The sequence below is a fragment of the Aromatoleum evansii genome (assembly GCF_012910805.1).
Taxonomy (GTDB): Bacteria; Pseudomonadota; Gammaproteobacteria; order Burkholderiales; family Rhodocyclaceae; genus Aromatoleum; species Aromatoleum evansii.
In genome coordinates this window covers 39,397-61,990 of record NZ_WTVK01000017.1, presented here as the reverse complement: position 1 = coordinate 61,990, position 22,594 = coordinate 39,397, and the positions used below count along the sequence as shown (strand labels likewise).

The window sequence follows — 22,594 nt, the reverse complement described above, 5'->3', positions numbered from 1 at the left end:
CGCGGCGCAAACGTTCCGCACACCATGACCGCCTCCATCCGGTTCGGCCTCGACCGCCTGCTCGAAGAACCCGCACTGCGCCGCCCGCTCGCCGGCCGCCGCGTCGCCCTGCTCGCCCATCCCGCATCCGTCACGCGCGGACTTTCCCACTCGCTCGACGCACTGGGCGCCCTGCCCGACATCACGCTCACCGCCGCCTTCGGCCCGCAGCACGGCCTGCGCGGCGACAAGCAGGACAACATGGTCGAATCGCCGGACTTCATCGACCCGCTGCACGGCATCCCCGTGTTCAGCCTGTACGGCGAGGTGCGCCGGCCCACCGACGCGATGATGGACACGTTCGACGTATTGCTCGTCGATCTGCAGGACCTGGGCTGCCGCATCTACACCTTCATCACGACGCTGCGCTACGTGCTCGAAGCCGCCGCGCGCCACGGCAAGGCCGTGTGGGTGCTCGACCGCCCCAACCCCGCCGGGCGGCCGGTCGAAGGCCTCGTCCTGCGCCCCGGCTGGGAGAGCTTCGTCGGCGCCGGCCCGTTGCCGATGCGCCACGGCCTGACGATGGGCGAACTGGCGCGCTGGTTCGTCGCGACGCTGAAGCTCGACGTCGAATGCGAAGTGATCGCGATGGAAGGCTGGCAAGCGGACGCTGCGCCCGGCTACGGCTGGCCACTGGGCGAGCGCAGCTGGATCAACCCCAGCCCCAACGCCCCCAATGTGTCGATGGCGCGCGCCTACGCCGGAACCGTGATGCTGGAGGGCACGACCCTGTCGGAAGGCCGCGGCACGACGCGTCCGCTGGAGCTTTTCGGCGCGCCGGACATCGACGCGCGCGCGATCCGGGCCGAGATGCAGCATCTGGCCCCGCACTGGCTCGCCGGCTGCGTGCTGCGCGAGTGCTGGTTCGAGCCGACCTTCCACAAGCACGCCGGCAAACTGTGCAGCGGCCTGCAGATCCATGTCGAGGACCCCGCGCACTACGACCACGGCGCCTTCCGCCCGTGGCGCCTGCAGGCGCTCGCCTTCAAGGCGCTGCGCCGCCTGCAGCCCAACTATCCGCTGTGGCGCGACTTCCCCTACGAGTACGAGCACGACCGCCTCGCGATCGACCTCATCAATGGCAGCGAGCTGCTGCGCCGCTGGGTGGACGATCCGGCCGCGACCCCGGCCGACCTCGACGCGCTGACCGTTCCCGACGAGTCCGCCTGGGCTGCCGAGCGCGAGCCCTTCCTGCTGTACCGCTGAGCGGCGCGGGAATTGCCGCCCGCCACCCCGTAACGTCCCTCCACACAGCCGACGCTGCAACGCAGCATCCCGCCACGCCCCTGTCGTCGCCGGGCGACAGCGCACAAGCCCCGCCGTGCCCCGTTTGCACGCTGCGGCCTGCCACGGGCGTCGCCGCCAGGCGACGGTTTTGCGCCCGCTCGCCCTGCCACGGCCATGCCAATGGCTTCAACACGTTGATACAAAACACTTTTCCGTGACTGGCCCGCTGCTTGCAAAGTGACGGCGGTGTCCTGCGCTTCCCGCAGGAGTCACCAGTATGGAGAAACAACGTGCTCACCAAACGCCTGATCTGCGCCAGCCTGACGCTGAGCGTGCTGGCCCCGCTGGTCGCCGCAGCCGCCGGCGCCTTCACGCCCGTCGCCCTCGACTCCCAGCCGCAACGCGCCACCGAACCCGAACCGGACGCTAACTACGTCTTCGGCCTGCTCGACCGCAACAGCGACAGCCGCATCGACGGCGACGAAGCACGCGCCTCGGCGCCACTCGTGAAGTATTTCGGCGACATCGACACCGATTCGGACGGCAAGATCAGCCGGACCGAATGGGTGGCCTACTTCCAGCATCAGGATCCGCGTACCTGAGCGCTGCGCTCCAAACGGGAAAGGAGTCCATCGTGACGCGGGTCTGACCTCGTCGCCACCCCGGCCCTATCCTCGAACTGGACGGCGCACGGAGGCTTCCCGGCGCCTGAATCGCCCTCCGGCATCCTCGCATCGTGCCGCGGCCCCGTCGTGGCAGCTACAATTCGCAACGGGATGTTGCGCCGGCCCCGCGGCGCGACCGCCACCGGAGCGAATGCGATGAACGACGCCCTGCGCATCTTTGCGTGCCACTCGAACCGCGCGCTGGCTGCGGAAATCTGCGACAAGCTCGGGCTGGAACTGAGCCAGATGGAGATCTCGCGCTTCTCCAACGACAACCTGCACGTGCAGATCCGCGAGAATGTCCGCGAACGCGACGTGTTCGTCGTGCAGTCCTTCACCGAGCCGGTGAGCGACCACATCATGGAGCTGATGATCACGCTCGACGCGCTGCGCAGCGCGTCGGCTCGGCGCGTGACCGCGGTGATCCCCTACTATTCGTACGCGCGCTCGGACAAGAAGGACGCCCCGCGCATCTCGATCACGGGCCGCCTGATCGCCGACATGCTGAAGACCGCGGGCGCCGACCGCGTGCTGACGATGGACCTGCACGCCGACCAGGTGCACGGCTTCTTCTCAGTGCCGGTCGACCACCTCACCGCGATCCCGACCCTTGCCGAGCACTTCCGCCGCAACCACGACCTCGCGCACATGGTCGCCGTCGCCACCGACGCGGGCGGCGCGAAGCGCGTCGGGCGCTTCTCCGAGCGCCTGGGCATCCCGATGGCGATCATCGACAAGCGCCGCGTCAGCGACACCAACGTCACGCACGGCGAAGTCGTCGGTGATGTGAAGGGACGCGACGTGGTGCTCTTCGACGACGAGATCTCGACCGCCGGCACGCTGTTGTCGACGATAGGCACGCTGAAGGCCGCCGGGGCGCGCACGATCCACGCGGGCGCCGTGCATGCCGTGCTGTGCGGCCCGGCGATCGAGCGCCTGCGCGACGCGCCGATCGAGTCCATCGTCGTCACCAACACCGTGCACATGCCGCCGGACAAGCGCCTGGACAAGATCACCCAGCTGACGGTGGCGCCGCTCTTCGCCTCGGCGATCGAACGCATCCATACCGGCGAGAGCGTCGGCGCGCTATTCGAGTAGCGGCACCGGCTCAGGCCGGGCGGTTTGCCGCCTGCCAGGCCTCGTAGCCGCCCTTGAGGGGCCGCGCCGCGACGTAGCCGAGATCGCTCAACACGTGCGCGGCCCGCACCGCCGTCGCGTCGCCGGGGCAGGCGCACATCGTCACGATGGGCCGCTGGAGCGGCCAATCGCCCACCGCGCGCAGGAGGTTGTCGATTTCGGCCGTGCGCGCGCCGTCGATCGCCCCCCTCGCCGCGATCAGCGCGGCGCCGCGCAGGTCGAGGAACAGCGGCGGCTCGTCGGACGCCAGCGCCTCGATCAGTTCGGACGGCGTGATATGCGGGATCGCCGCGAGCCTCTCGAAGCGGTAGCGTTGCCACAGCTTCCACGCGATCCACCCCCCCAGCGCAAACACCAGTCCGACGATCATCGTCGTGCCGTGGCGGCTCATCGCCGCGAGCGCACTCTGCAACTCGTCGCGCAGCCACCATCCGGCGAGAATGGCGCCTCCCGCCCACAGCGCCGCCCCCGCGGCGGCGGCCGCGAGGAAGCCGGACAAGGGCATGCGCAGCGACCCCGCGATGGGCGGCGCGACGGTCGAAAAACCCGGCACGAACTTCGCGACGACCAGCGACCACACACCCCAGCGCATGAAGCGGGCCTCGGTCTGCGTCACGCAGGAACCGGGATTGAGCGACAGCCGGCACAGGCCGGACAGCACGCGATAGCCGAAGATGCGCCCGGCGAGATACCACACCCAGTCGGCGAACACCGAGGCGAGCACCGCTGCGGCGAGCATCGCGCCCGCCTGGCCGGAACTTGCCGCGAGGCTGCCCGCGACCAGCAGCGTCGGCACGGCCGGCACCGGCAGACCGAGCTGCTGCAGCAGCACATTGACGAAGACGACCCACACTGCGTCGCGCTGGATTGCTTCGGTGATCTGGCTGAGATCCATCTCGCCCCTCCCGGCCGCGCCGGGGAGCCCGAAAAGAAAAGAACCACGATTCTCGCTCGAAAATCGTGGTTCCGTACCTCAGGCGCGAGGAATCCCCGTGCATCCGGACGAGTTCAGCGCTCCGGTTCGCCCTTGATCCCGCGCACGAAGGCCTTGCTGCCGTCGCGCACGGTGTGGCCGATCGTGATGCCGGTGCGCTTCATCGCGTCCCACGTCACCACGGCGGCATCCCGCGCGGTGTGCCCGATCGCCTTGCCGGCCTTCCCGGCCGCCTGGCCCACTTCCTTGCCGGCGTCGCGCGCGCCGGTGCCGATGTCATGCATCGTCGAACCGACACCATGGCCGACGTCCTCGGCGGTGGTCGAACCCTCTGCGGCCGCGGCGGACAGCGATGCCGTCATGCCCAGCGCGAGGGCCAGGCCGACGAGGAAGCGGGTAATGGAAGCCGGTCCGCGAGACCGGCGGTTTCGCAGGCGTGTTTGCATGATCGGGTCTCTCCTTCGCAATTGCCCGGGAGCCGGCGCAGCGCACAGGCTCCCTTGCTTGCGAGCTTAGCCCGAAACCATGGCATGCGGGGTAAGCAGGCGTAACCCCTCGACGGAAGCCTCTTGTGGGAGCGGCTTCAGCCGCGAATGGGCGGATCACTCCGCAACACTGCTGCTTCGCGGCTGAAGCCGCTCCCACATAGCCACTCCCACGAGGGGGTCGCGCTACAGTCTGCGCAGGACGTCAGAGAAGCGGGGCGAGCCAGCGCGCCGCCTCGTCCACGCTCATGCCGGTGCGCTGCGCCCAATCCTCGAGCTGGTCGCGGCCGATCTTGGGGATCGCGAAGTACTGCGCCTGCGGGTGGGCGAGGTAGAAGCCGCTGACCGAGGCGGCCGGGTTCATCGCGTAGGACTCGGTCAGCGTCATTCCCGTGTTCTTCGTGGCGTCGAGCAGCGCGAAAAGCCCGCCCTTGGCGGTATGGTCCGGGCAGGCCGGGTAGCCCGGCGCCGGGCGGATGCCGCGGTACTCCTCGCGGACCAGCGCGTCGTTGTCGAGCGTCTCGTCGGCCGCGTAGCCCCAGAACTCCTTCCTCACGCGCGCATGCAGCCACTCCGCGCAGGCTTCCGCGAGGCGGTCGGCAAGCGATTTCAGCATGATCGCGTGGTAGTCGTCGTGCGCAGCCTCGAACTCGGCGAGCTTCTTCTCGATGCCGATGCCGGCCGTCACGGCGAAGGCGCCGGCGTAATCGGCGACCCCCGAATCCCTGGGCGCGACGAAGTCCGACAGGCAGTAATGCGGCCTGTCGGACGGGCGTTCGTGCTGCTGGCGCAGGCCGTGCCACATGCCGAGCGCAGCCGAGCGGGTCTCGTCGCCGTAGAACGCGATGTCGTCGCCGACGCTGTTGGCCGGGAAGAGACCGAACACCGCGCGTGCCTCCAGCCACTGCTCGGCGACGATCTTCCCGAGCATCGCCTGGCCGTCGTGATAGACGTTGCGAGCGGTCTCGCCGACGACCTCGTCGTCGAGGATCTTCGGGAAGCTGCCGGCCAGATCCCAGGTCTGGAAGAAGGGACCCCAGTCGATGAAGTTGACGAGTTCGGCGAGCGGCACGGTGAGCGCCTGCACGCCCAGCATGTTCGGCTTCGACGGCACGTAGGGCTGGTAGCCCGCCTGGTGGCTGTTGCTGCACGCGGCAACCGCCTCCGCGGCCCAGTCGGTGCGGAACGCATTGGCGCGCGCGGCCTCCAGGCTCACGAGCTGCACGCCCTTCTTGTTCGCGTGCTGCGCGCGGATCTTGTCGTAGTCGGCGGCGAGCTGCGCCTTGAAGTCCGCCGCGCCGCCTTCCGACAGCAGCGCCGTAACGACGCCAACCGCGCGCGAGGCGTCCGGCACATAGACGACCGGCTGACCGTAGTGCGGCGCGATCTTGATCGCGGTGTGCGCGCGGCTCGTCGTCGCGCCGCCGATCAAGAGCGGCACGTCAAAGCCCTGGCGCTGCATCTCGGCCGCGACGTGGCTCATCTCCTCCAGCGAGGGCGTGATCAGACCCGACAGGCCGATCGCCTGCGCGCCATGCTCGCGCGCAGCGTTCAGGATCTTCTCGGCCGGCACCATCACGCCGAGGTCGATCACCTCGTAGCCGTTGCAGCCCAGCACGACGCCGACGATGTTCTTGCCGATGTCGTGCACGTCGCCCTTCACCGTCGCGACGACGATGCGGCCCTTCGAGGTCGCGCCGGTCCTGAGTTTTTCCGCCTCGATGAAGGGGATCAGGTGCGCGACGGCCTGCTTCATAACGCGCGCCGACTTCACGACCTGCGGCAGGAACATCTTGCCCGCGCCGAAGAGGTCGCCGACGACGTTCATGCCGGCCATCAGCGGGCCTTCGATCACGGCGAGCGGCGGGCGTCCTTCGGCTTCGAGCTTCGCGCGCACCTCCTCGGTGTCGGCGACGACGAACTCGGTGATGCCCTTCACGAGCGCATGCGACAGGCGCTCCTCGACCGACCACTCGCGCCATGCGAGGTCCGGCCCGGTGCTCTTCGCCTTGCCTTCCTTCACCGACTGCGCGAACTCGACGAGGGCTTCGCCTGCGCCGGGGTGGCGGTTCAGCACCACGTCCTCGACCTTGGTGCGCAGCACGGGCTCCAGGTCGTCATACACGCCGAGCATGCCGGCGTTGACGATGCCCATCGCCATGCCGGCCTTGATCGCGTGATACAGGAAGACCGTGTGGATCGCCTCGCGCACCGGGTCGTTGCCGCGGAAGCTGAAGGAAACGTTCGACACGCCGCCCGAGGTCTTCGCGTAGGGCAGGTTCTGCTTGATCCACGCCACGGCATTGATGAAGTCGACCGCGTAGTTGTCGTGCTCCTCGATGCCGGTCGCGATCGCGAAGATGTTCGGATCGAAGATGATGTCCTCGGGCGGGAAGCCGATCCCGACCAGCAGCTCGTAGGCGCGCTTGCAGATCTCGGTCTTGCGCGCATAGGTGTCGGCCTGGCCCTTCTCGTCGAAGGCCATCACGATCACCGCGGCGCCGTAGCGGCGGCACAGGCGCGCCTGGCGCAGGAACTCGGCCTCGCCTTCCTTCATCGAGATCGAATTGACGACGCCCTTGCCCTGGATGCACTTGAGGCCCGCCTCCATCACGCTCCACTTCGACGAGTCGAGCATGATCGGCACGCGCGAGATGTCCGGCTCGGACGCGATGAGCTTGAGGAAGCGCTCCATCGCCGCGAGCGAGTCGAGCATCGCCTCGTCCATGTTGATGTCGATGACCTGGGCGCCGTTCTCGACCTGCTGGCGCGCGACCGCGAGCGCGTCGTCGAAACGGCCTTCGAGGATCATGCGCGCGAAGGCCTTGGAGCCGGTGACGTTGGTGCGCTCGCCCACATTGACGAACAGGCTGTCGGCGCCGACGTTGAAGGGCTCGAGGCCCGACAGGCGGAGCTTCTTCTTGATCTCCGGCACTTGGCGCGGCGCGACATCGGCGACGGCCTGTGCGATCGCGGCGATGTGCGCGGGCGTCGTGCCGCAGCAGCCGCCGACGATGTTCACGAGGCCGGCTTCGGCCCATTCGCGGATCGCCGTCGCGAGCGCTTCCGGCGTCTCGTCGTAGCCGGTCGGCGACAGCGGGTTCGGCAGGCCGGCGTTGGGGTGCGCGGAGACATGGGTATCGCAGACGTGCGACAGCTCCTCGACGTACTGGCGCAGCTCCTTCGCGCCCAGCGCGCAATTGAGGCCGAAGGAAATCGGGCGCGCGTGCGCGAGCGAGTTCCAGAAGGCTTCCGCAGTCTGGCCGGAGAGCGTGCGGCCGGAGGCGTCGGTGATCGTGCCGGAGATCATCACCGGCACGCGGCGATCGAGCTCGTCGAACAGCTTCTCGACCGCGAACACCGCGGCCTTGGCGTTCAGCGTGTCGAAGATCGTCTCGATCAGCAGGATGTCCGCGCCACCTTCGAGGAGGCCGCGCGCGGAGTCGTAGTAGTCATCGACCAGCGCATCGAAGCTGATGTTGCGGAAGCCCGGATCGTTCACGTCCGGCGAGATCGACAGCGTGCGCGAGGTCGGCCCGAGCACGCCGGCGCAGTAGCGCGGCTTGGCCGGATCCTTGGCGGTGTACTCGTCGCACAGCTCGCGCACCAGGCGCGCACCCGCGACGTTGATCTCGAACGCGACGTCCGCCAGCCCATACTCGGCCTGCGACACGCGCGTGCCGTTGAAGGTGTTGGTCTCGATGATGTCCGCGCCGGCGTCGAGATAGGCGCGGTGGATGCCAGCGACGACCTCGGGGCGAGTGAGCACCAGCAGGTCGTTGTTGCCCTTGAGGTCCTTCGGGTGCGCACGGAAACGCTCGCCGCGGTAGTCCGACTCGCCCAGCTTGTGCTGCTGGATCATCGTCCCCATCGCGCCGTCGAGGATCAGGATGCGGCGGGCGAGAAGGTCGCGGAGTTCTTGGCTGCGGTCGGCTTGCATGTTCTACCTCGGTCTGGCGAATTCACAGGCACCGGGCGAAGGCCGCAGGAGCGCACAAAAAGCGAACGGCGCGGCAAACCCCGGTGGTGGTTTGCGAGCGCCGTTGTTCGGTTGCCGAGCCTGGCCCGTCAAGATCGGGTCGCAGCGCTCCTCGGCAAGCGAGTGATTCTATGGAATTTTCCCGCCGATGCCAAGCCGGCGCCACAGCTGCGACCTTACATGAGCGGGCGCCAGTAGATCACGCGCGCTCCCTTCGAGCCACCGCCACCGCCTCCCGGCCGATTGGGCAGCAGATTGGATTTGGTCGTCGCGCCCGTGGTGCGTGTCAGCACGAACTTGCCTTTTGAAGTAACGACGATCACCGGGCGGCTGGAGAGGACGTCGCCAATGAATTGTCCGCTCGCATAGACCTCGCTCGAGGTCGAGTTCTTGGCGATCGCGCCTCCCATGCCGGCGTCGATCATCATGAGCCAGCTGGAGCCCCCTTTGCCGCAGATCTCGCGCACCGGAACGTTCACCGTGAATACGAGGACGCCGGACGGGTCCAGTGCCGGATTGGTGTTAACGCGACCGTACTGCATCGGAATGTCCCAGTACCAGCCGCGGTGCACGCCTGCCTGAAGCGGATTGGTCGTCAGGCTCACAGTCGTCGCGGTCAGGTTGGCCGTGCCCTGGCACACGAAGGCGCCATCGCCACCGTTGTCGCAACGGTTGCCATTGCTGCCGCGGATGTTGGGCAGCGTCGGCGCCGACACGCCAACGTCGTCGATGATGCCGTACATCGACTGAATCTGCGTGGCGTGGGCGTTCTGCCCCGTCCCGGGAACGTCCGTCTCGCCGAGATACTGTCCCGTGCCGACATACACGAAGAACTTGTTCGCATCGCCCGCGACCTGCCCGACCGCGGGTGCGCTCGTGACGGGTTGCGGTGCGCCGCTTCCGTCCCTGAGCTCGGCGATCTTCACCGCCGTCCAGGTGGAGAGGTCGAAGCGCCAGACGTTGCCCAGCAGGTCGCCACCATACACATGGTAGGCGACGTCATCCGCTGCCGCGATGCTGAGACGCGACAGATGGGTGAGTCCTGCCGGGGCGGAGCCCGAACCGACGCCGGTGGCAATGGTTTTCACGATCCGGCCGTCGGCGGGATCCAGCGCCCACACGTAGCCCCTGCCGTCGCTGTTGTTGTAGCCGGAGGTCACGAGCACCAGCCAGCCGTCGTTGGGCGTGCGCACGATCAGCGGCGTGCCGAAGCTGAACCCGCTGCCGGTGGCGGAGGGGACCGTCTCCCATTTCACCATCGCTGCCGCCGCGTCCTGGGTGGCCGGACGGGGATTGGTGACGTTCAGGGCATAGTAGCCGCTGCCGCCCTTGCCCAGCCCGCCGACGAGCAAGGTGCCCGTAAAGCTCGTGGAGCTGACCTGGGCAAGGGCCGGCGTTGCGTCGATGAAATAACGGTGCGCGTAATTCGGGTCGGTCAGGCGGGCAAGATCCCCGTGCAGCATCTTCGGCACATAGGCCCACAGCTCGTCGCCGCCGTCGTTGTTGAGATCGTCGCCTCCGCCGAACGCATGCAACATGCCGTCGTTGGCGGCCTGGAAGACCACCGGCCCGCTGGCGAAGCTGGCATAGACGGGTTCGGCGTTGATGATGTCGCCCAGCAGGTGCTGACGCGAACGGAAGCCCGCTCCCTCCTTGCTGCGGTTACCCCGGAGGAAGTCGATCACGTCCGGCGTCAGGCCGGTCGCCGTGTTTGCAAAATTGCCGGAAGTGAATGCGGCGCCGCTCGATCCCCCGAGCGATACGATCTTGCGGCTCGACGCGGGATTGGTGAGATCGTCGAGCTTCTTCTGCGCCGACCACAGCGGATCGCCGATGGGCAGGCCGGTCGACAGGTCCAGGGAGTGCGCAATGAGGTCGCCCGTCCAGTAGCCGGACTGGTACACCGATTCGTAGCCGATGGTGTTCGCCGCAATGCGCTGGCTCGTCACGGCGACGGCCGCCGCGGCGCTGTCCTGCTGGGAGGCCGCATTGACTGCGCTGGTGAAGGCGCGGGCAAGTTCAGACTGGCTCCCGGCCTTGGCCGACAAGCCGCCGCCCTGCGTCGCGGCCTCCACCAGCAGCGAATCCTTGCGCGGATCCTTCAGCGGATCGGTAAAGGCGTCGCCGAACGCGATCGTGTAGGTGCGGACGTTGTTGGATTTCTTCTCGCCCCGGGGATGTACGATGTCGGGACGCAGGTCCGTCTCGTAGAGCGCCTGGGCGACGTCATCGAGGAAGTCGCTGCCGTTGGTGCCATACAGGTGTGTTTCACCGTTCGGCGCGAGGTGGCCCGTGTGCGGCGTGCCGGTATTCGTCTTTACGTCGAGTTTGTCGCAGGAAGCCGTGGAACTCGTCTCTCCATCGTAGTTACACAGATATTTGTTCAACGAAAGCGCATCGTCCTCGGATGAAATTCCATCGGTCATCACGAAGGCGTGGCTGCGCTGGCACCAGTAGCCGGACTGCACCGGAGCCGCCCCGTCGCGGTCCAGCAGGCCGTGCGGAACCGAGCCGCCCTGGCGGAAGAATTCATTGACGCTCACGGTGCTGCCGGAGCGCAGCGTCAGGGATCCCGTATAGCCCACGCTGAAATACTGGCCGATGTCTGCGAGGGTCTCGGACAGGGGCGCGGCATCGACGCTCGGGGCGGCAGTGATGCCGTTGACGCTCGTATTGAATGCGGCGACGTTCAGCGCCCCCACCGGCCGGACCAGCCTTCCGCCGTCGCTGCCGTTGTAGGTGGCGAGACCGGCCCTGACGCTGCCTCCGACCGATGAGACCGGGATCGCCGCAACGGCGTCCTTGAGCGCGGCCTTCGCGACCTCCAGCCGCGTCCTCGTATTCGGTTTGCGGTCTGACCAGCTCGTCAACGTTCCGTCGCGGAAATACCAGTTGAGATAATGTCCGGAATAGCGCCCCGGCGCATAGACCATCCCGTCGGTGTCGGCCAGCAGGCGGACATTTTCATAGGTTACCGAATCGGCGAAGCAGACCTGACTCGCATTCGTCCCGACTTCACAAGGAGCGACGTCCGTGCAGTTCAAGCTGGACTGCTTGGGGACGATCAGGCGCACCCGCGGCTTGTTGCCCACCACCACGAGATAGACCGCATCCGTGGCCGCAACCTGCTTGTCGGTCGGGCACGGATACGCACCCGAGGTCGCGGAATACGGCGCCTCGGGCACGATGTTGCGCATCGAGCTGGAGTTGTCGAGCACGAACAGGTAGTTCGGCGGCGCCGTATTGCCGACGACCATGGGGAAGTCGGCGAGGTCGGTCTGCGCCGCCAGCGGCGGCGCAACACAGGCGGCGAGGATGGAGAGGCAGGACGAGATGAGCGGTGCGATTCGTCGCATCGGCTTGTACATGAGACTCTGCTCCGGAAGCGACAGCACCCGCTCACGGGCCCGGCTGGGCCTTGGCGGCGAGCATTGCTTCGTAGAAATTCACGCCGCCGCGCGGGCCGCGTGCGCGGATGATGACGCGGTAATAGACATCGAGCTTCGTCGCCTCGATGGGCGGCACGGTGGTGCCGCTCTTCTTCGCGAAGGCGTCTGCCGCGGCCAGCGCGACCGTTTCGGGATCGACGGTGCATTTGCTGCGAATGTCCTCGCCGTCGGTCAGCACGGGGTCGGACTTGCACTGGCGCTCGATGACGTACTGGATGCGGTAATTGCCCGTATCAATCGCACAATTCGTCGCACGGCCGTTCTCGTCGATGCAGGGGACGGCCGTCGATTCCCAGATCGCGTCGGAGGCGATCCGGCCGGCGTCCTTGAAGTTCGGCTTCCCCGCGGCATCCTTGAAGTAGAAGACGCTGCGATAGTACGTGCGCGCGGTGTAGGCGCCCGACTGCAGCTCCTCGACCGCACGGTTGATCGCGATATCACCCGCGTACATCGTCGCCTGGCGGAACGCGAGGTTGCCGGCGACCAAAGTGCCGGTATCGGTCGAGCGGATCACCGACGCGGCGGCGAGACTCATCAGCACGAGGACGATCAGCACGACCAGGAGGACAACGCCGGCCTCGGCGCGGCCGTTGCGCAGGCATGCGGAATGGGGACGTTCGCTCATCGGTTCCATAGCGGATTCCTCAGCGGAACGACCGTCTCATGCACCCGGTAGCGGTAGTGCTGCCAGGTCTTGCCGGCCGGCACGGGGGTGCCGGAGAGGTTCAGGGTGACTGCACCGTCGAATACGATGGGCGCCTGCGCGGTGACCGTTCCGGTATCCGGCTCGCGACTGCGCGCGACCATTGCCAGGCGCACGGCTTTCACGCGCTGCAGCTTCTTCAGGTACTCGTCGCGCTGAGTCGTGCTGAACGCGCTGTACTGGGCCGCGGAGGGGGCACTCTCCCACACCGCGATCTGGTCGCTGCCTTCGGTCGAGATGCCGTACTGGGCCTTCAGCATCACGATGTCCGCGGCCATCGCGAAATTCTTGTAGGTGGCCGGACACGTCGTGCGCAACGCGACCGGATCGACCTTCATGGGGTCATAGCGCAGCAGTGCGCCGCACGCGACGGCATACTGGACGTACTCGAACTCGGGCTTCACCCAGCCCGGCGGCATCTTGAACACCAGCGAACCCACGCCGTAGGACACCGGCCGGGTGTAGGTCGTGTTCGGATTTGTCGGATTGAAATCGTTAACGACGTCGCCCGAAGTACTGCCGAAATGCACGTTGCAGCCCGTCTTGAAACTCGTGCATTGATCGCTTTGCGTCTGCCCGGAGATCTTGGTGACCTTGAAGCGCGTGCACGGAGCTTTCGCTTCGTTCGGCGGCGCCTGGACCACCAGCACCGTGTCGCCGACGTGAATCTGGTCCTCGGACGCGAGATTGGTGTCGCTGATCTTCATGATGTCGGAGGAGCTGGGCATCTCCTTCACGATCGGGAGGATCTCTCCGGAGTAAAAATCCGGCGCCCCTACCATGATCTCGACCATGTCCGACGCCGTGGCCGATGCGCCCGACTCGATCCGGACCGGATAGTGAAGGCTGTACAGATTGCTGTTGTTCGCCGTCACGACCCCTTTGTCATACATGTTGTAGCCGGGGCACAGATTCGCGAACGAACCGTTGAAGAGTGCCGCCCCGGCACCGCGCAGGTCGCGATCGATCAGGGCCACGGCGACCTGCGCCCCCTCCGCCGCGGAGTGCCCGGCGCCGGTGATGCGGAACTGCTTGCCGATGGTCGCCACCGACGAGGTGATCGCAAGCGTGATGATCAGCCCGACGACGAGGCCGATCATCAGCTCGACCAGCGAGATGCCACGGCTGCTGCGGGGTGATGCGGACCGACCCGGACGCGGAGTACGCTGCATGATCACTGCCAGTGGAAGCGGTTGGTGACCTGATGGCGACGCGGGTCGCGCGTGACGACGCTGCCATCCTTGTTCCTGTAGCGCCCCGCCCACTCCAGCGTCACCATCAGCGAGTAGGCCGACACCCCGGCGGGACGCTCGATGATGATGTTCGCGTCGTCGAATTCCGCGCACACCTGCCGCGTCCATGGGTAGGCCGGATGCGTGGTCGAGATGCCGTCCGTGCAAGCGGTGCGCGTCAGCAGGTACTTTTCCGACGGGTCCGGGGTGTCCGCGGTGTCCTTCAGCGCGACCTCGGCAAACAGGCGATTCACGAGCAGGGAGGCGTTGGCGCGGTCGTGCGCTTCGGTGCTCAACTGGACGGCGCGCGCCTGCATCTCGATCAGGCCGAGCGCCCCCACCGAGAAAACGAGCAGGGCGACCAGCCCTTCGATCAGGCTGAAACCGCGCTCGCCGCGCGTGCCCACCCGAGTCGCGCCGGTCAGCATTTTCTCGAATCGCTCCCCGTTGCGGCGGGATCGCACAGCTGCACCAGACCGCCGCCATGCACCTGGACGCGCAGGTTTCTCACGCCCGGCACGCGCGTCGTGAGATCGATATCCTCGATGCGGGGCGCGGCGGTATCGACGAGACCCGAGGGCAGAAAGACGACGTTGGTCTGCGAAGCGTTCGCGGCGACCGCCACCCCGGCCGCGGACGTCCCCTTCGCTTCCTGGATCGTGCTCACCGGGCTCACTGTCGCGACCGACCAGTTGCCGCGGCCGTCGGTCAACGTGAAGCGCACCGCCTGGTTGCGCCGCAAGGCTTCGGCACGCGCCAGTTGCAGCCCGGAGACGAGCCCTTCGGCGGCGACCCGGACGCGAAAGTTGACCAGGGTCGTCTGGAAGCTCGGCGCCGCAAGGGACGCCAATATCGCCAGAACGCCGACGGCCACGAGGGCCTCGACGAGCGTGAAACCCGTCTGTCGCCCGGCGCAGCGCCGAAAATTCAGCACGAATCCCCCGCGCGGAGGAGCCAGCAGTCGCGCGGGAGTGAGCTCGCACCAGGGAAGGCGGTTGTCTGCCGCACGTTGTCGTGGTTGATCGTGAAGGTGAAACCGGCCATGTTGCGCGAAGCCTTGCCTGTGGCCGTCGCAAGGAAGGTCTGGTTGCTGCCGCCGCCGTCGTTGCAGGTGATGGTGAAGGCGTCCGCGGACGGCGCCGCGACGCCGCAGGCCGACCCCGTGGAACCGTAGTTGCGGTTGTCCTGGTAGTACTGCTCGAGGCGCATGCGCAGCGTGGCCAACTCGTTCGTCGCCTCGGAGATGCGGCTGCGCTGGACGTAGCCGGTGTAGGACGGGATGGCGATCGCAGCGAGGATGGCGACGATCGCAACGGCAATCAGGAGCTCGATCAGCGTGAAGCCTGCCCCTGCCCGCCGGGAGTTCTCGCGATGGCCCACGCGGGCGCGGAATGGATCGTAAGTCATACGCGGATGTCCAGCCGGGATAGCCGAGGATTAACCGGGCGGCACGGACCCGGGTGAAATTCCCCGCGCATGCCCGGACAGATTCTTGGCCCATGATACCGGAGGGCGGCAAACCATCGAAATGAATTGTAACAATATGGAAGATCGGGGAAAAGCGCTGCCGGGAGGGTCACAGGATACGCAATCCGGGTAGGAAATGCACCCTTTCCCGCCCGTCACGAGAGGATCTACCCGGTGCGGCCAAAATGCAAAGAGGCCCGGAACTCCGGACCTCTTCGACACACCGCCGAAAAGATGGCGGATCAGTATCCGAGCGACTGGCGCGCCTGGTTGAGGGCGTCCGTGATCGGCTGGAACGGGCCGTAGATGTGCTGGCTGCGCGGGAAGGCGGGCGGATTGGCGGGGTCGATCGACCACGCACCGGCCGCATCCTTGCGCGGCATGGTGAAGTCGTAGCTCGCATCGACCGCGCGCTTGAGCGCGTTCGGCACCCCGTCGGGGCCCACGCCGACCCAGTCCTCGGTGATGTGGCGCGGATTGAAGGGTCGCGGCTTCGACAGCAGGTAGGCGGTGACGTCCCAGGCGTCCTCGGCGGCCATCAGGGTGTTCGGGTCCAGCGCATTCACCTTGTCGTGCGGCATGTTGCTGTACACGAAGGCCGCCGCGGTCTGCAGCCGCCCCATGCCGGCCATCAGCCCGTGGCTGTTCGCCCCCCACAGCGCGGGATAACGGAAGCGCTGCTCGTCGTCGCGCCACACGCCCGAACCGTCCTCCTGGTGACAGCTGCGGCAGCGGTCGTTGTAGATGTTGGCGCCGCGCGTGGGACTGGCGGCACGCGTCAGGGCGGCCGGCTTGCGGGTCTCCTGGCCGGGCACCTGCTGCCAGGTGTAGCCGGGCTGCAGGCCGGTGGACAGGAATTCGACGTAGGCAATCAGATCCTTCATCCACTGGCTGTCGGTGGGGATCATCTCGCCCGCGAGCGAGCGCTCGAAGCAGCCGTTGATGCGGATCGGCAGGTCGCGTGCGACGTTCTCGCGCGCGCTGAACTTCGGATCGGCATATTCGATGGCGGCGACGACGAGCGGCACCGCGTAGGGGCGCGTGCCTTCGTCCATGTGGCAGTTGCCGCAGGCGAGCTTGTTGCCGACATAGGGCTTGCCGTTGGCGGCGACGTTACCGCTTTCGGCGCCGAGGTAGCGGTAGGTGGAGCGGAAGATGTCCTTGCCGCGCGCGGCCGACGCGCCCATCAGGCCGGGGTCCGGGATCTGGTAGGCGGGCGCGTAGAAGGCGTTGTAGTCGGCGGGATCGGTGCCGCTGCCGGCGAGCGCGCCGGCGGCTGCGGCGCCAAGTGCGAGCCCGAAGAGGACGCGCAGGGTGCGGTGTGACATGTCGGTGTTCCTCCGTTTGTCGAACGCTGGAGCCGGGGCCCGCTGCAATCGGCCGCGGCGTGGGTGCTGCCCTATGCACTGCCGCAGGCTACGCGTCCCGATCACGGCAGGAAATCCTGACGATGGAGTGCTGGACTAGATGAATGACTCTATTGACAGGGTCATCGTCGCCTGATCGCGCCATCCGGCGGACGTCATGCAAGGATCATGGCGACAGTGCCGCCCTTGCACTTTCCCGGACGGGTGCTAGCGTGAATGATCGGTGCCCGCACCTGCGGGCAGCGGCGGCCCGCCGGGAGCAATCGTCACGGCGGCTTTGTCACTGGGGGCCAGCCCCGGTACCGGACGCAGAATCCGGAATGAGCTGCAGCCTCCGCTTGGGCAGCAGGACATCATGAACACCCCCCAACTCGGTTTGAAATGCGTGAAGGTCGTCGCGCTCGCGGTACGCGATGTCGCGCGCGCGAACAGGTTCTACGGCGAGACGCTGGGCCTCGCCCCGGCGAGCGAAGGCGGCCGGCAGGTCGGCTTCGAACTCGGCGGCACGGTGCTGATGCTGAAGGACGACTGGTACGGCAGCCCGACCGCGGAGCCGAACCCGCGCATCACCCTGGAATGCGCGGACGCGCCCGCGCTGGAAGCCGCCCTGCGCGGCCTCGACGTGAAGATCTCGGATGCGCTGGAGCTCTACGACGGCAGCCACTACGTCGGTGCCTTCCTCGACAGCGAGGGCAACAAGCTGTGGTTCTGCTCGCCGAAGTAGGGCCCCGTCCGCTGCGGGCGCTCAGTCCGCGGCGTCGATGAAGTCGAGCACGTCGCGCGCGAAGCGCTCGCGCTGCCACAGGTGCGGCGCGTGGTCGACGTCGTCGTAGATGTGCAGCAGCGCGTTGGGGATGTTGTCGCGCACGTAGTGGGCGGTGCGGGCGTGGTAGAAGTTGCTCGCACCGCCATAGACCAGCAGCGCGGGGACGTCGATCTTCTCCAGCACATCGCGGTAGTCGGCCGCGGCGAGGCTGGACCAGCAGTCGATCAGCGGCTGCGGCGTCATCTCGCGCAGGCGCTGGCGCGCGAGCGCCATGCCTTCACCGTTCTCCAGATACTTGCGCCGCGCACGCTCGTTGAGACTCTGCCCGACCAGGCGCAGCACGCCTTCGGCGAAGTCCTCCTGCAGCGAACGCACGAAGGCGGCGTTGCGCCCCGCATCGAAGTCGGTGTAGATGCCCCAGCGCCAGTGCTCGTCGGTGACGAGGCGCGGCGACTGGTCGATGATGACGATCTTGCGCAGGCGGCTGCAGCCGAAGTCGCGGATGTATTGCCACAGCGTCAGCGCGCCCATCGAATGAGCGATGACGACGGCGTCGCGCAGTTTCCAGTGCTCAAGCATCTGCTCGAGGTCGCGCGCCATGCGTGCGGCGCTCACCGGGGTGTCCGTATGCAGGGCATGGCCGCCGTGCCCGCGCGCGTCCCAGCGATAGACGCGATGGTGCGCGGCGAAGGCTTCGATGAACGGGCTCCAGTCGCGATGGCTCGCGGTCCAGCCATGCAGCAGCACCAGCGGCGGCCCCTCGCCCTCGATCTTCACGTGGATGTGTTCGCCGTCGTCTGCCCTGAACCGGATCATCGCGCAACCTTCTGTCAACGTATTGCGACAGTATACCGGCAGAACCCGCCGCCGCCCGGGTACAAGGACGCGGTCAGGACGCGGACACGAGGTGGCGCGGACGCGGGAGGTGAAGCGGAAATGCCGGGAACGGGAAAACGCCGCTGCGCCCGCCCATCTCCGGCCCGTCGTGCGGGAAGATGTAGGTGCGGCTGGTGCGCACGACCTTGCCGTCGATGAAGTGCACGTTGAAGTAGGTGTAGATGCCCGGGCCGTCGTTCTCGATGTTCCAGTCCCACACCTCTTCGCCGCTCAGGCGGAAGATCTCTACGGAGCGGTGGGTGCCGAGCAGGCGCGACACCTGTTCGCGCGTCATGCCGCGCTCGATGCGGGCAAGGTTCTCGAAGGACAGCGCGTTTTCCTGCCGCAGCACCGAGCCGGCGGCGTCGACGGTGACCATCAGCGTCACATGGCCGAAGGGCTGCGTGGGGTACTCCAGCGTGCGCGTGCCGTCCTCGTTGTGCCAGCGCCGCGCGGGCTCGCCATGCACGGCGATGGCCTCGGCCTCGCTCGCCACGGGACGGAAGCCCCCCGTCTGCGCACAGCCCGCGACCAGCGCCGCCACCGCGAGCAGCGTTGCGATACGCCGTCCTACGCGGCGGGATTTGACCTGCGCTGCAACCTGCCTCACGACCTCACCCCCGCTGTTCGACGAAGCGGCTCGTGCGCGCGACACGCGCGTCGTCGTTGAAATGCACCAGGAAGTACACCGGATCGCCCGAAGCCTCCTTGCCGACGCGCCAGCCCCACACCGTTTCCTTCGCGAGTCCGAAACGCTCGCGCGTGCCGGGCGCGCCGAGGATGCGCCGCACCTCGTCACCGGTCATGCCTCTTTGGATGCGCGCGAAGTTGCTTTCGTTCAGCACCTGCTCGACCTTGCGCAGCACGTCGTCGGTGCCGATCGTCATCATGAAGCACTCCGTGCCCATGGGCTGGCGCGTGTATTCCCAGGTCACCGAACCGTCGTCGTTGTGCCACTCCATCTGCGGCGGGCCGAAGCGCTGGCGCACGTCGGCGGCCGTCGACACCCCCGGCTCCAGCTCCTTCAGGTTGAACTGATCGCAGGCGGCAAGCCCCAGCGCCGCGAGCAGGCTGCACAGCAGGGCAAACAGGCGATTCATCGGACGCATCCTCGTCGACGGGGTCTTCACGGGCGGCTGGTATCGCCGACGCATCACATTATGTCGGCGCACCTCGGCCGTGGGCTAGAATCGCACCATACCGGGGCGCGGCACAATCGCGAACCGGCCCCTGTCCGCATACAACGCTCCGGAGAACGGTTCATGAAGAAGACCCTGATCGCCCTCGCACTCGCCACGGCCGGCCTGTCGGCCGCCCATGCCCAGACCGTCGTCAAGATCGGTCACGCCGGCCCGCTCACCGGCCCGATCGCCCACATCGGCAAGGACGGCGAAAACGGCGTGCGCCTCGCCATCGAGGACGCCAACGCCAAGGGCACCACGATCGGTGGCCAGAAGGTCAAGTTCGAGCTCCTCAGCGAGGACGACCAGGCCGACCCGCGCACCGCGACGACCGTCGCGCAACGCCTCACCGACGCGGGCGTTAAGGGCGTGGTGGGCCACGTCACCTCGGGTGCCTCGATCCCCGCCTCGCGCATCTACGAGCAGGCCGGCGTGCCGGTCATCACGCCGTCGTCGACCAACCCGAAGCTCACCCAGCAAGGCTACAAGGTCACCTTCCGCGTCATCGCCAACGACCTGCAGCAGGGCGCGGCGATGGCGACGTACGCGAACAAGCTGGGCGCGAAGAAGGTCGCGATCATCGACGACCGCACCGCCTACGGCCAGGGCCTCGCCGATGCCTTCGCCGAGAGCCTGAAGAAGGAAGGCGTACAGGTCGTGGGCCGCGAGTTCACCAACGACAAGGCCACTGACTTCACCGCCATCCTCACCAAGATCAAGGGCAAGCAGCCCGACGCCGTGTTCTTCGGCGGCATGGACGCGCAGGCCGCCCCGATGCTGCGCCAGATGAAGCAGCTCGGCCTCGGCGCCAAGTTCCTCGGCGGCGACGGCGCCTGCACCGGCGAGATGATCAAGCTCGCGGGCGACGCGATGAGCGGCGACGCCTATTGCACGCAGGCCGGCATCCCGATGGACAAGATGCCGGGCGGCGCCGCGTTCAACAAGCGCTTCAAGGAAGTGTACAAGGGCGACGTGCAGCTCTACGCCCCGTACAGCTACGACGCCGCGATGGCGCTGATCGAGGCGATGAAGGCCGCGGGCTCGGTCGAACCGGGCAAGTACCTGCCGGCACTGCAGAAGCTCAGCGTTCCCGGCGTGACCGGCAAGATCGCCTTCGACAAGAACGGCGACATCCTCGACGGCGGCGTGACGCTGTACCAGTTCAAGGGCGGCAAGTGGGAAGCCCTCAACTGATCGCGTGAAGCGCGCACCGCACCACGAGCGTGCGGCGCGCGGCGGAAAAGAACCGGATCGGGGCGCTGCGGCGCCCCTTTCTTTTGCCTGCGGGGGCCTGGCGGGCGGGAGCCGACTGGCGGCATTAGGGTTTTCCACAATCTGGCACGACTTGTGCAATGCATCATGCGTGCAAAGACAGGTCGATCCGTTCGAAACCCGCACCAGACAATGATCCGGGCCCGCAATGCAGGCTCTCGTCATCGACGAATCACGCCCCCGGCGAGTCCTTGCTGCGCTGCAGAAGCCCGGATCCTGCACAGCACTGTTGCAATTTGCGCATCACGGTCCGTTTTTGGGCAGAATACGCGAACTTTTCAGCCCCCCGGGACCGTTGCGCCGCATCGGTGATAGTCGGGGGCGAACGGAAAGGCGGTATCACGTGCAGTACCCTGGCGGCCCTTCGGCGCTCACGAAGGCCAAAAGTGTCGTTCAGGCCCTCAATCTCACGAATCGATCTCGCTGGAGGAGAAACATGAAGCACACCGTCGTCGCACTCGCGATCATGGGCATCGGCCTGTCCGTCGCCCAGGCGCAGGAAATGGTCGTCAAGCTCGGCAGCGTCGCCCCGCTGACCGGCACCATCTCCCACCTCGGCAAGGACAACGAGAACGGCGCACGCCTCGCCGTCGAGGACGCCAACGCCAAGGGCGTCACCATCGGCGGCAAGAAGGTCAAGTTCGAACTGATGGGCGAAGACGACCAGGCCGACCCGCGCACCGGCACCACGGTCGCACAGCGTCTCGTCGACGCCGGCGTGAAAGGCGTCGTCGGCCACCTGAACTCCGGCACCACGATCCCGGCCTCGCGCATCTACAACCAGGCCGGCGTGCCGATGATCTCGCCCTCGGCCACCAACCCCACCCTCACCCGCCAGGGCTACAAGGGCGTGTTCCGCACCATCGCCAACGATGTCCAGCAGGGCGGCGTTCTCGGCAAGTTCATCGTCGGCCCGCTCGCCGCGAAGACCGTCGCGATCATCGACGACCGCACGGCCTACGGCCAGGGCCTCGCCGACGAGACCGAGAAGGCGGTGAAGGCGGGCGGCGGCAAGATCGTCGCGCGCGAATTCACGACCGACAAGGCGACCGACTTCAACGCGATCCTGACCAAGATCCGCGGCGCCAAGCCCGACGTGATCTTCTTCGGCGGCATGGACGCCCAGGGTGGCCCGATGCTGCGCCAGCTCAAGCAGCTCGGCGTGGAAGCGAAGTTCGTCACCGGCGACGGCGGCTGCAGCCCGGAGATGATCAAGCTCGCGGGCGAGGCGATCGGCGCCAACGCCTACTGCTCGATGGCCGGCCTGCCGATCGAGAAGATGCCGGGCGGCACCGAGTTCCGCAACCGCTACAAGGCGCGCTTCAACGCCGACGTGCAGATCTACTCGCCCTATGCCTATGACGCGGCAACGGCGATGATCAATGCGATGCAGACGGCCAATTCGGTCGAGCCGGCCAAGTACCTGCCCGAGCTGAAGAAGGGCAGCTTCTCCGGCGTGACCGGCACGGTAGCCTTCGACGATCTGGGCGACATCAAGGACGGCGCCATCACGATGTACCAGTTCAAGGCCGGCACCTGGGCACCAATGTAATTCCGGCGGTCATTCCGGCCCGCCAGTCTGGATGACCCGAAGCGGGGGTTGCGATCACGCAGCACGATCGCACCCCCTTTTTTGTGACTCTCGCGACATGTAACCCGATGTATTTTGAGCTTTCCTGCGGTCCGGCGGGCACACCCGCGCCGAACCTCATGCGCGCGCGAACGGCGCGCGCCAAACCAGCGTCCGAACGGCGGACCGGCCTCACGACGGCCACCCCGCATCATTCACCCCTGTGCGGCCCGCACCCGACCTTC

Annotated in this window: 19 protein-coding genes and 1 riboswitch; of the genes, 6 read left to right on the top strand and 13 right to left on the bottom strand. The window is 67.1% G+C overall.

Going from position 1 to position 22,594, the window contains the following annotated elements; all coding sequences use genetic code 11:
• Window positions 1–24 precede the first annotated feature (24 nt).
• The 3 genes from GO615_RS10750 to GO615_RS10740 all read left to right on the top strand — a co-directional run bounded on the left by GO615_RS10750 (window position 25) and on the right by GO615_RS10740 (window position 3,029).
• Entirely contained in the window at window positions 25–1,245 is a 1,221-nt protein-coding gene (locus tag GO615_RS10750; protein ID WP_169127803.1) for an exo-beta-N-acetylmuramidase NamZ family protein, read from the top strand.
• A gap of 311 nt (window positions 1,246–1,556) precedes the next feature.
• A complete protein-coding gene (locus tag GO615_RS10745; protein ID WP_169127802.1) occupies window positions 1,557–1,868 on the top strand; it encodes an EF-hand domain-containing protein in 312 nt (103 codons plus the stop codon).
• A gap of 219 nt (window positions 1,869–2,087) precedes the next feature.
• The gene (locus GO615_RS10740) at window positions 2,088–3,029 is read left to right on the top strand and encodes a ribose-phosphate diphosphokinase (protein WP_169127800.1); all 942 of its coding nucleotides are present in this window, start codon (window positions 2,088–2,090) and stop codon (window positions 3,027–3,029) included.
• Between the two features lie 10 nt (window positions 3,030–3,039).
• Here GO615_RS10740 and GO615_RS10735 read toward each other — a convergent pair whose 3' ends face one another.
• The 10 genes from GO615_RS10735 to GO615_RS10690 form a co-directional block, all read right to left on the bottom strand.
• A complete protein-coding gene (locus tag GO615_RS10735; protein ID WP_169127798.1) occupies window positions 3,040–3,963 on the bottom strand; it encodes a VTT domain-containing protein in 924 nt (307 codons plus the stop codon).
• A 113-nt stretch (window positions 3,964–4,076) separates the two neighbouring features.
• Window positions 4,077–4,448: a hypothetical protein gene (locus GO615_RS10730; protein ID WP_169127796.1), complete on the bottom strand. Its 372-nt coding sequence runs from the start codon at window positions 4,446–4,448 to the stop codon at window positions 4,077–4,079.
• A gap of 244 nt (window positions 4,449–4,692) precedes the next feature.
• Entirely contained in the window at window positions 4,693–8,427 is a 3,735-nt protein-coding gene (gene metH, locus GO615_RS10725; RefSeq protein ID WP_169127794.1) for a methionine synthase, read from the bottom strand.
• A gap of 88 nt (window positions 8,428–8,515) precedes the next feature.
• A riboswitch (S-adenosyl-L-homocysteine riboswitch) is annotated at window positions 8,516–8,586 on the bottom strand.
• Window positions 8,587–8,642: 56 nt separating this feature from the next.
• A complete protein-coding gene (locus GO615_RS10720; protein WP_169127784.1) occupies window positions 8,643–11,834 on the bottom strand; it encodes a pilus assembly protein in 3,192 nt (1,063 codons plus the stop codon).
• 31 nt (window positions 11,835–11,865) lie between these two features.
• Complete coding sequence (locus GO615_RS10715; RefSeq protein ID WP_169127782.1) at window positions 11,866–12,549, bottom strand: hypothetical protein; 684 nt, start codon at window positions 12,547–12,549, stop codon at window positions 11,866–11,868.
• On the bottom strand, window positions 12,537–13,790 hold the full coding sequence (locus tag GO615_RS10710) for a PilW family protein (protein WP_169127780.1): 1,254 nt from the start codon (window positions 13,788–13,790) through the stop codon (window positions 12,537–12,539). The genes GO615_RS10715 and GO615_RS10710 overlap by 13 nt, the downstream gene beginning before the upstream one ends.
• A gap of 2 nt (window positions 13,791–13,792) precedes the next feature.
• A complete protein-coding gene (locus GO615_RS10705) occupies window positions 13,793–14,278 on the bottom strand; it encodes a type IV pilus modification PilV family protein (protein WP_211167040.1) in 486 nt (161 codons plus the stop codon).
• Entirely contained in the window at window positions 14,272–14,784 is a 513-nt protein-coding gene (locus GO615_RS10700; protein ID WP_169127778.1) for a GspH/FimT family pseudopilin, read from the bottom strand. Before GO615_RS10700 ends, GO615_RS10705 begins: the two co-directional genes overlap by 7 nt.
• Entirely contained in the window at window positions 14,778–15,257 is a 480-nt protein-coding gene (locus tag GO615_RS10695) for a type IV pilin protein (RefSeq protein ID WP_169127776.1), read from the bottom strand. The genes GO615_RS10700 and GO615_RS10695 overlap by 7 nt, the downstream gene beginning before the upstream one ends.
• Window positions 15,258–15,559: 302 nt before the next feature.
• Window positions 15,560–16,645 carry a c-type cytochrome gene (locus GO615_RS10690; protein WP_169127774.1) on the bottom strand — a complete coding sequence of 362 codons (1,086 nt, stop codon included), beginning with the start codon at window positions 16,643–16,645 and terminating at the stop codon, window positions 15,560–15,562.
• 394 nt (window positions 16,646–17,039) lie between these two features.
• On the opposite strand from GO615_RS10690, the gene GO615_RS10685 reads away from it, so the two are divergent.
• Entirely contained in the window at window positions 17,040–17,408 is a 369-nt protein-coding gene (locus GO615_RS10685; RefSeq protein WP_169127772.1) for a VOC family protein, read from the top strand.
• Between the two features lie 21 nt (window positions 17,409–17,429).
• Here GO615_RS10685 and GO615_RS10680 read toward each other — a convergent pair whose 3' ends face one another.
• The 3 genes from GO615_RS10680 to GO615_RS10670 all read right to left on the bottom strand — a co-directional run bounded on the left by GO615_RS10680 (window position 17,430) and on the right by GO615_RS10670 (window position 19,426).
• Complete coding sequence (locus GO615_RS10680; RefSeq protein ID WP_169127770.1) at window positions 17,430–18,266, bottom strand: alpha/beta fold hydrolase; 837 nt, start codon at window positions 18,264–18,266, stop codon at window positions 17,430–17,432.
• Between the two features lie 73 nt (window positions 18,267–18,339).
• Entirely contained in the window at window positions 18,340–18,936 is a 597-nt protein-coding gene (bamE, locus tag GO615_RS10675; RefSeq protein ID WP_339380002.1) for an outer membrane protein assembly factor BamE domain-containing protein, read from the bottom strand.
• Window positions 18,937–18,940: 4 nt separating this feature from the next.
• Window positions 18,941–19,426, bottom strand: coding sequence for a hypothetical protein (locus tag GO615_RS10670; protein WP_169127768.1), 486 nt, complete (start codon window positions 19,424–19,426; stop codon window positions 18,941–18,943).
• Between the two features lie 162 nt (window positions 19,427–19,588).
• On the opposite strand from GO615_RS10670, the gene GO615_RS10665 reads away from it, so the two are divergent.
• Both GO615_RS10665 and GO615_RS10660 read left to right on the top strand, forming a co-directional pair.
• Complete coding sequence (locus tag GO615_RS10665) at window positions 19,589–20,701, top strand: branched-chain amino acid ABC transporter substrate-binding protein (RefSeq protein ID WP_169127766.1); 1,113 nt, start codon at window positions 19,589–19,591, stop codon at window positions 20,699–20,701.
• Window positions 20,702–21,215: 514 nt separating this feature from the next.
• A complete protein-coding gene (locus GO615_RS10660) occupies window positions 21,216–22,331 on the top strand; it encodes a branched-chain amino acid ABC transporter substrate-binding protein (RefSeq protein WP_169127764.1) in 1,116 nt (371 codons plus the stop codon).
• Window positions 22,332–22,594: the final 263 nt, after the last annotated feature.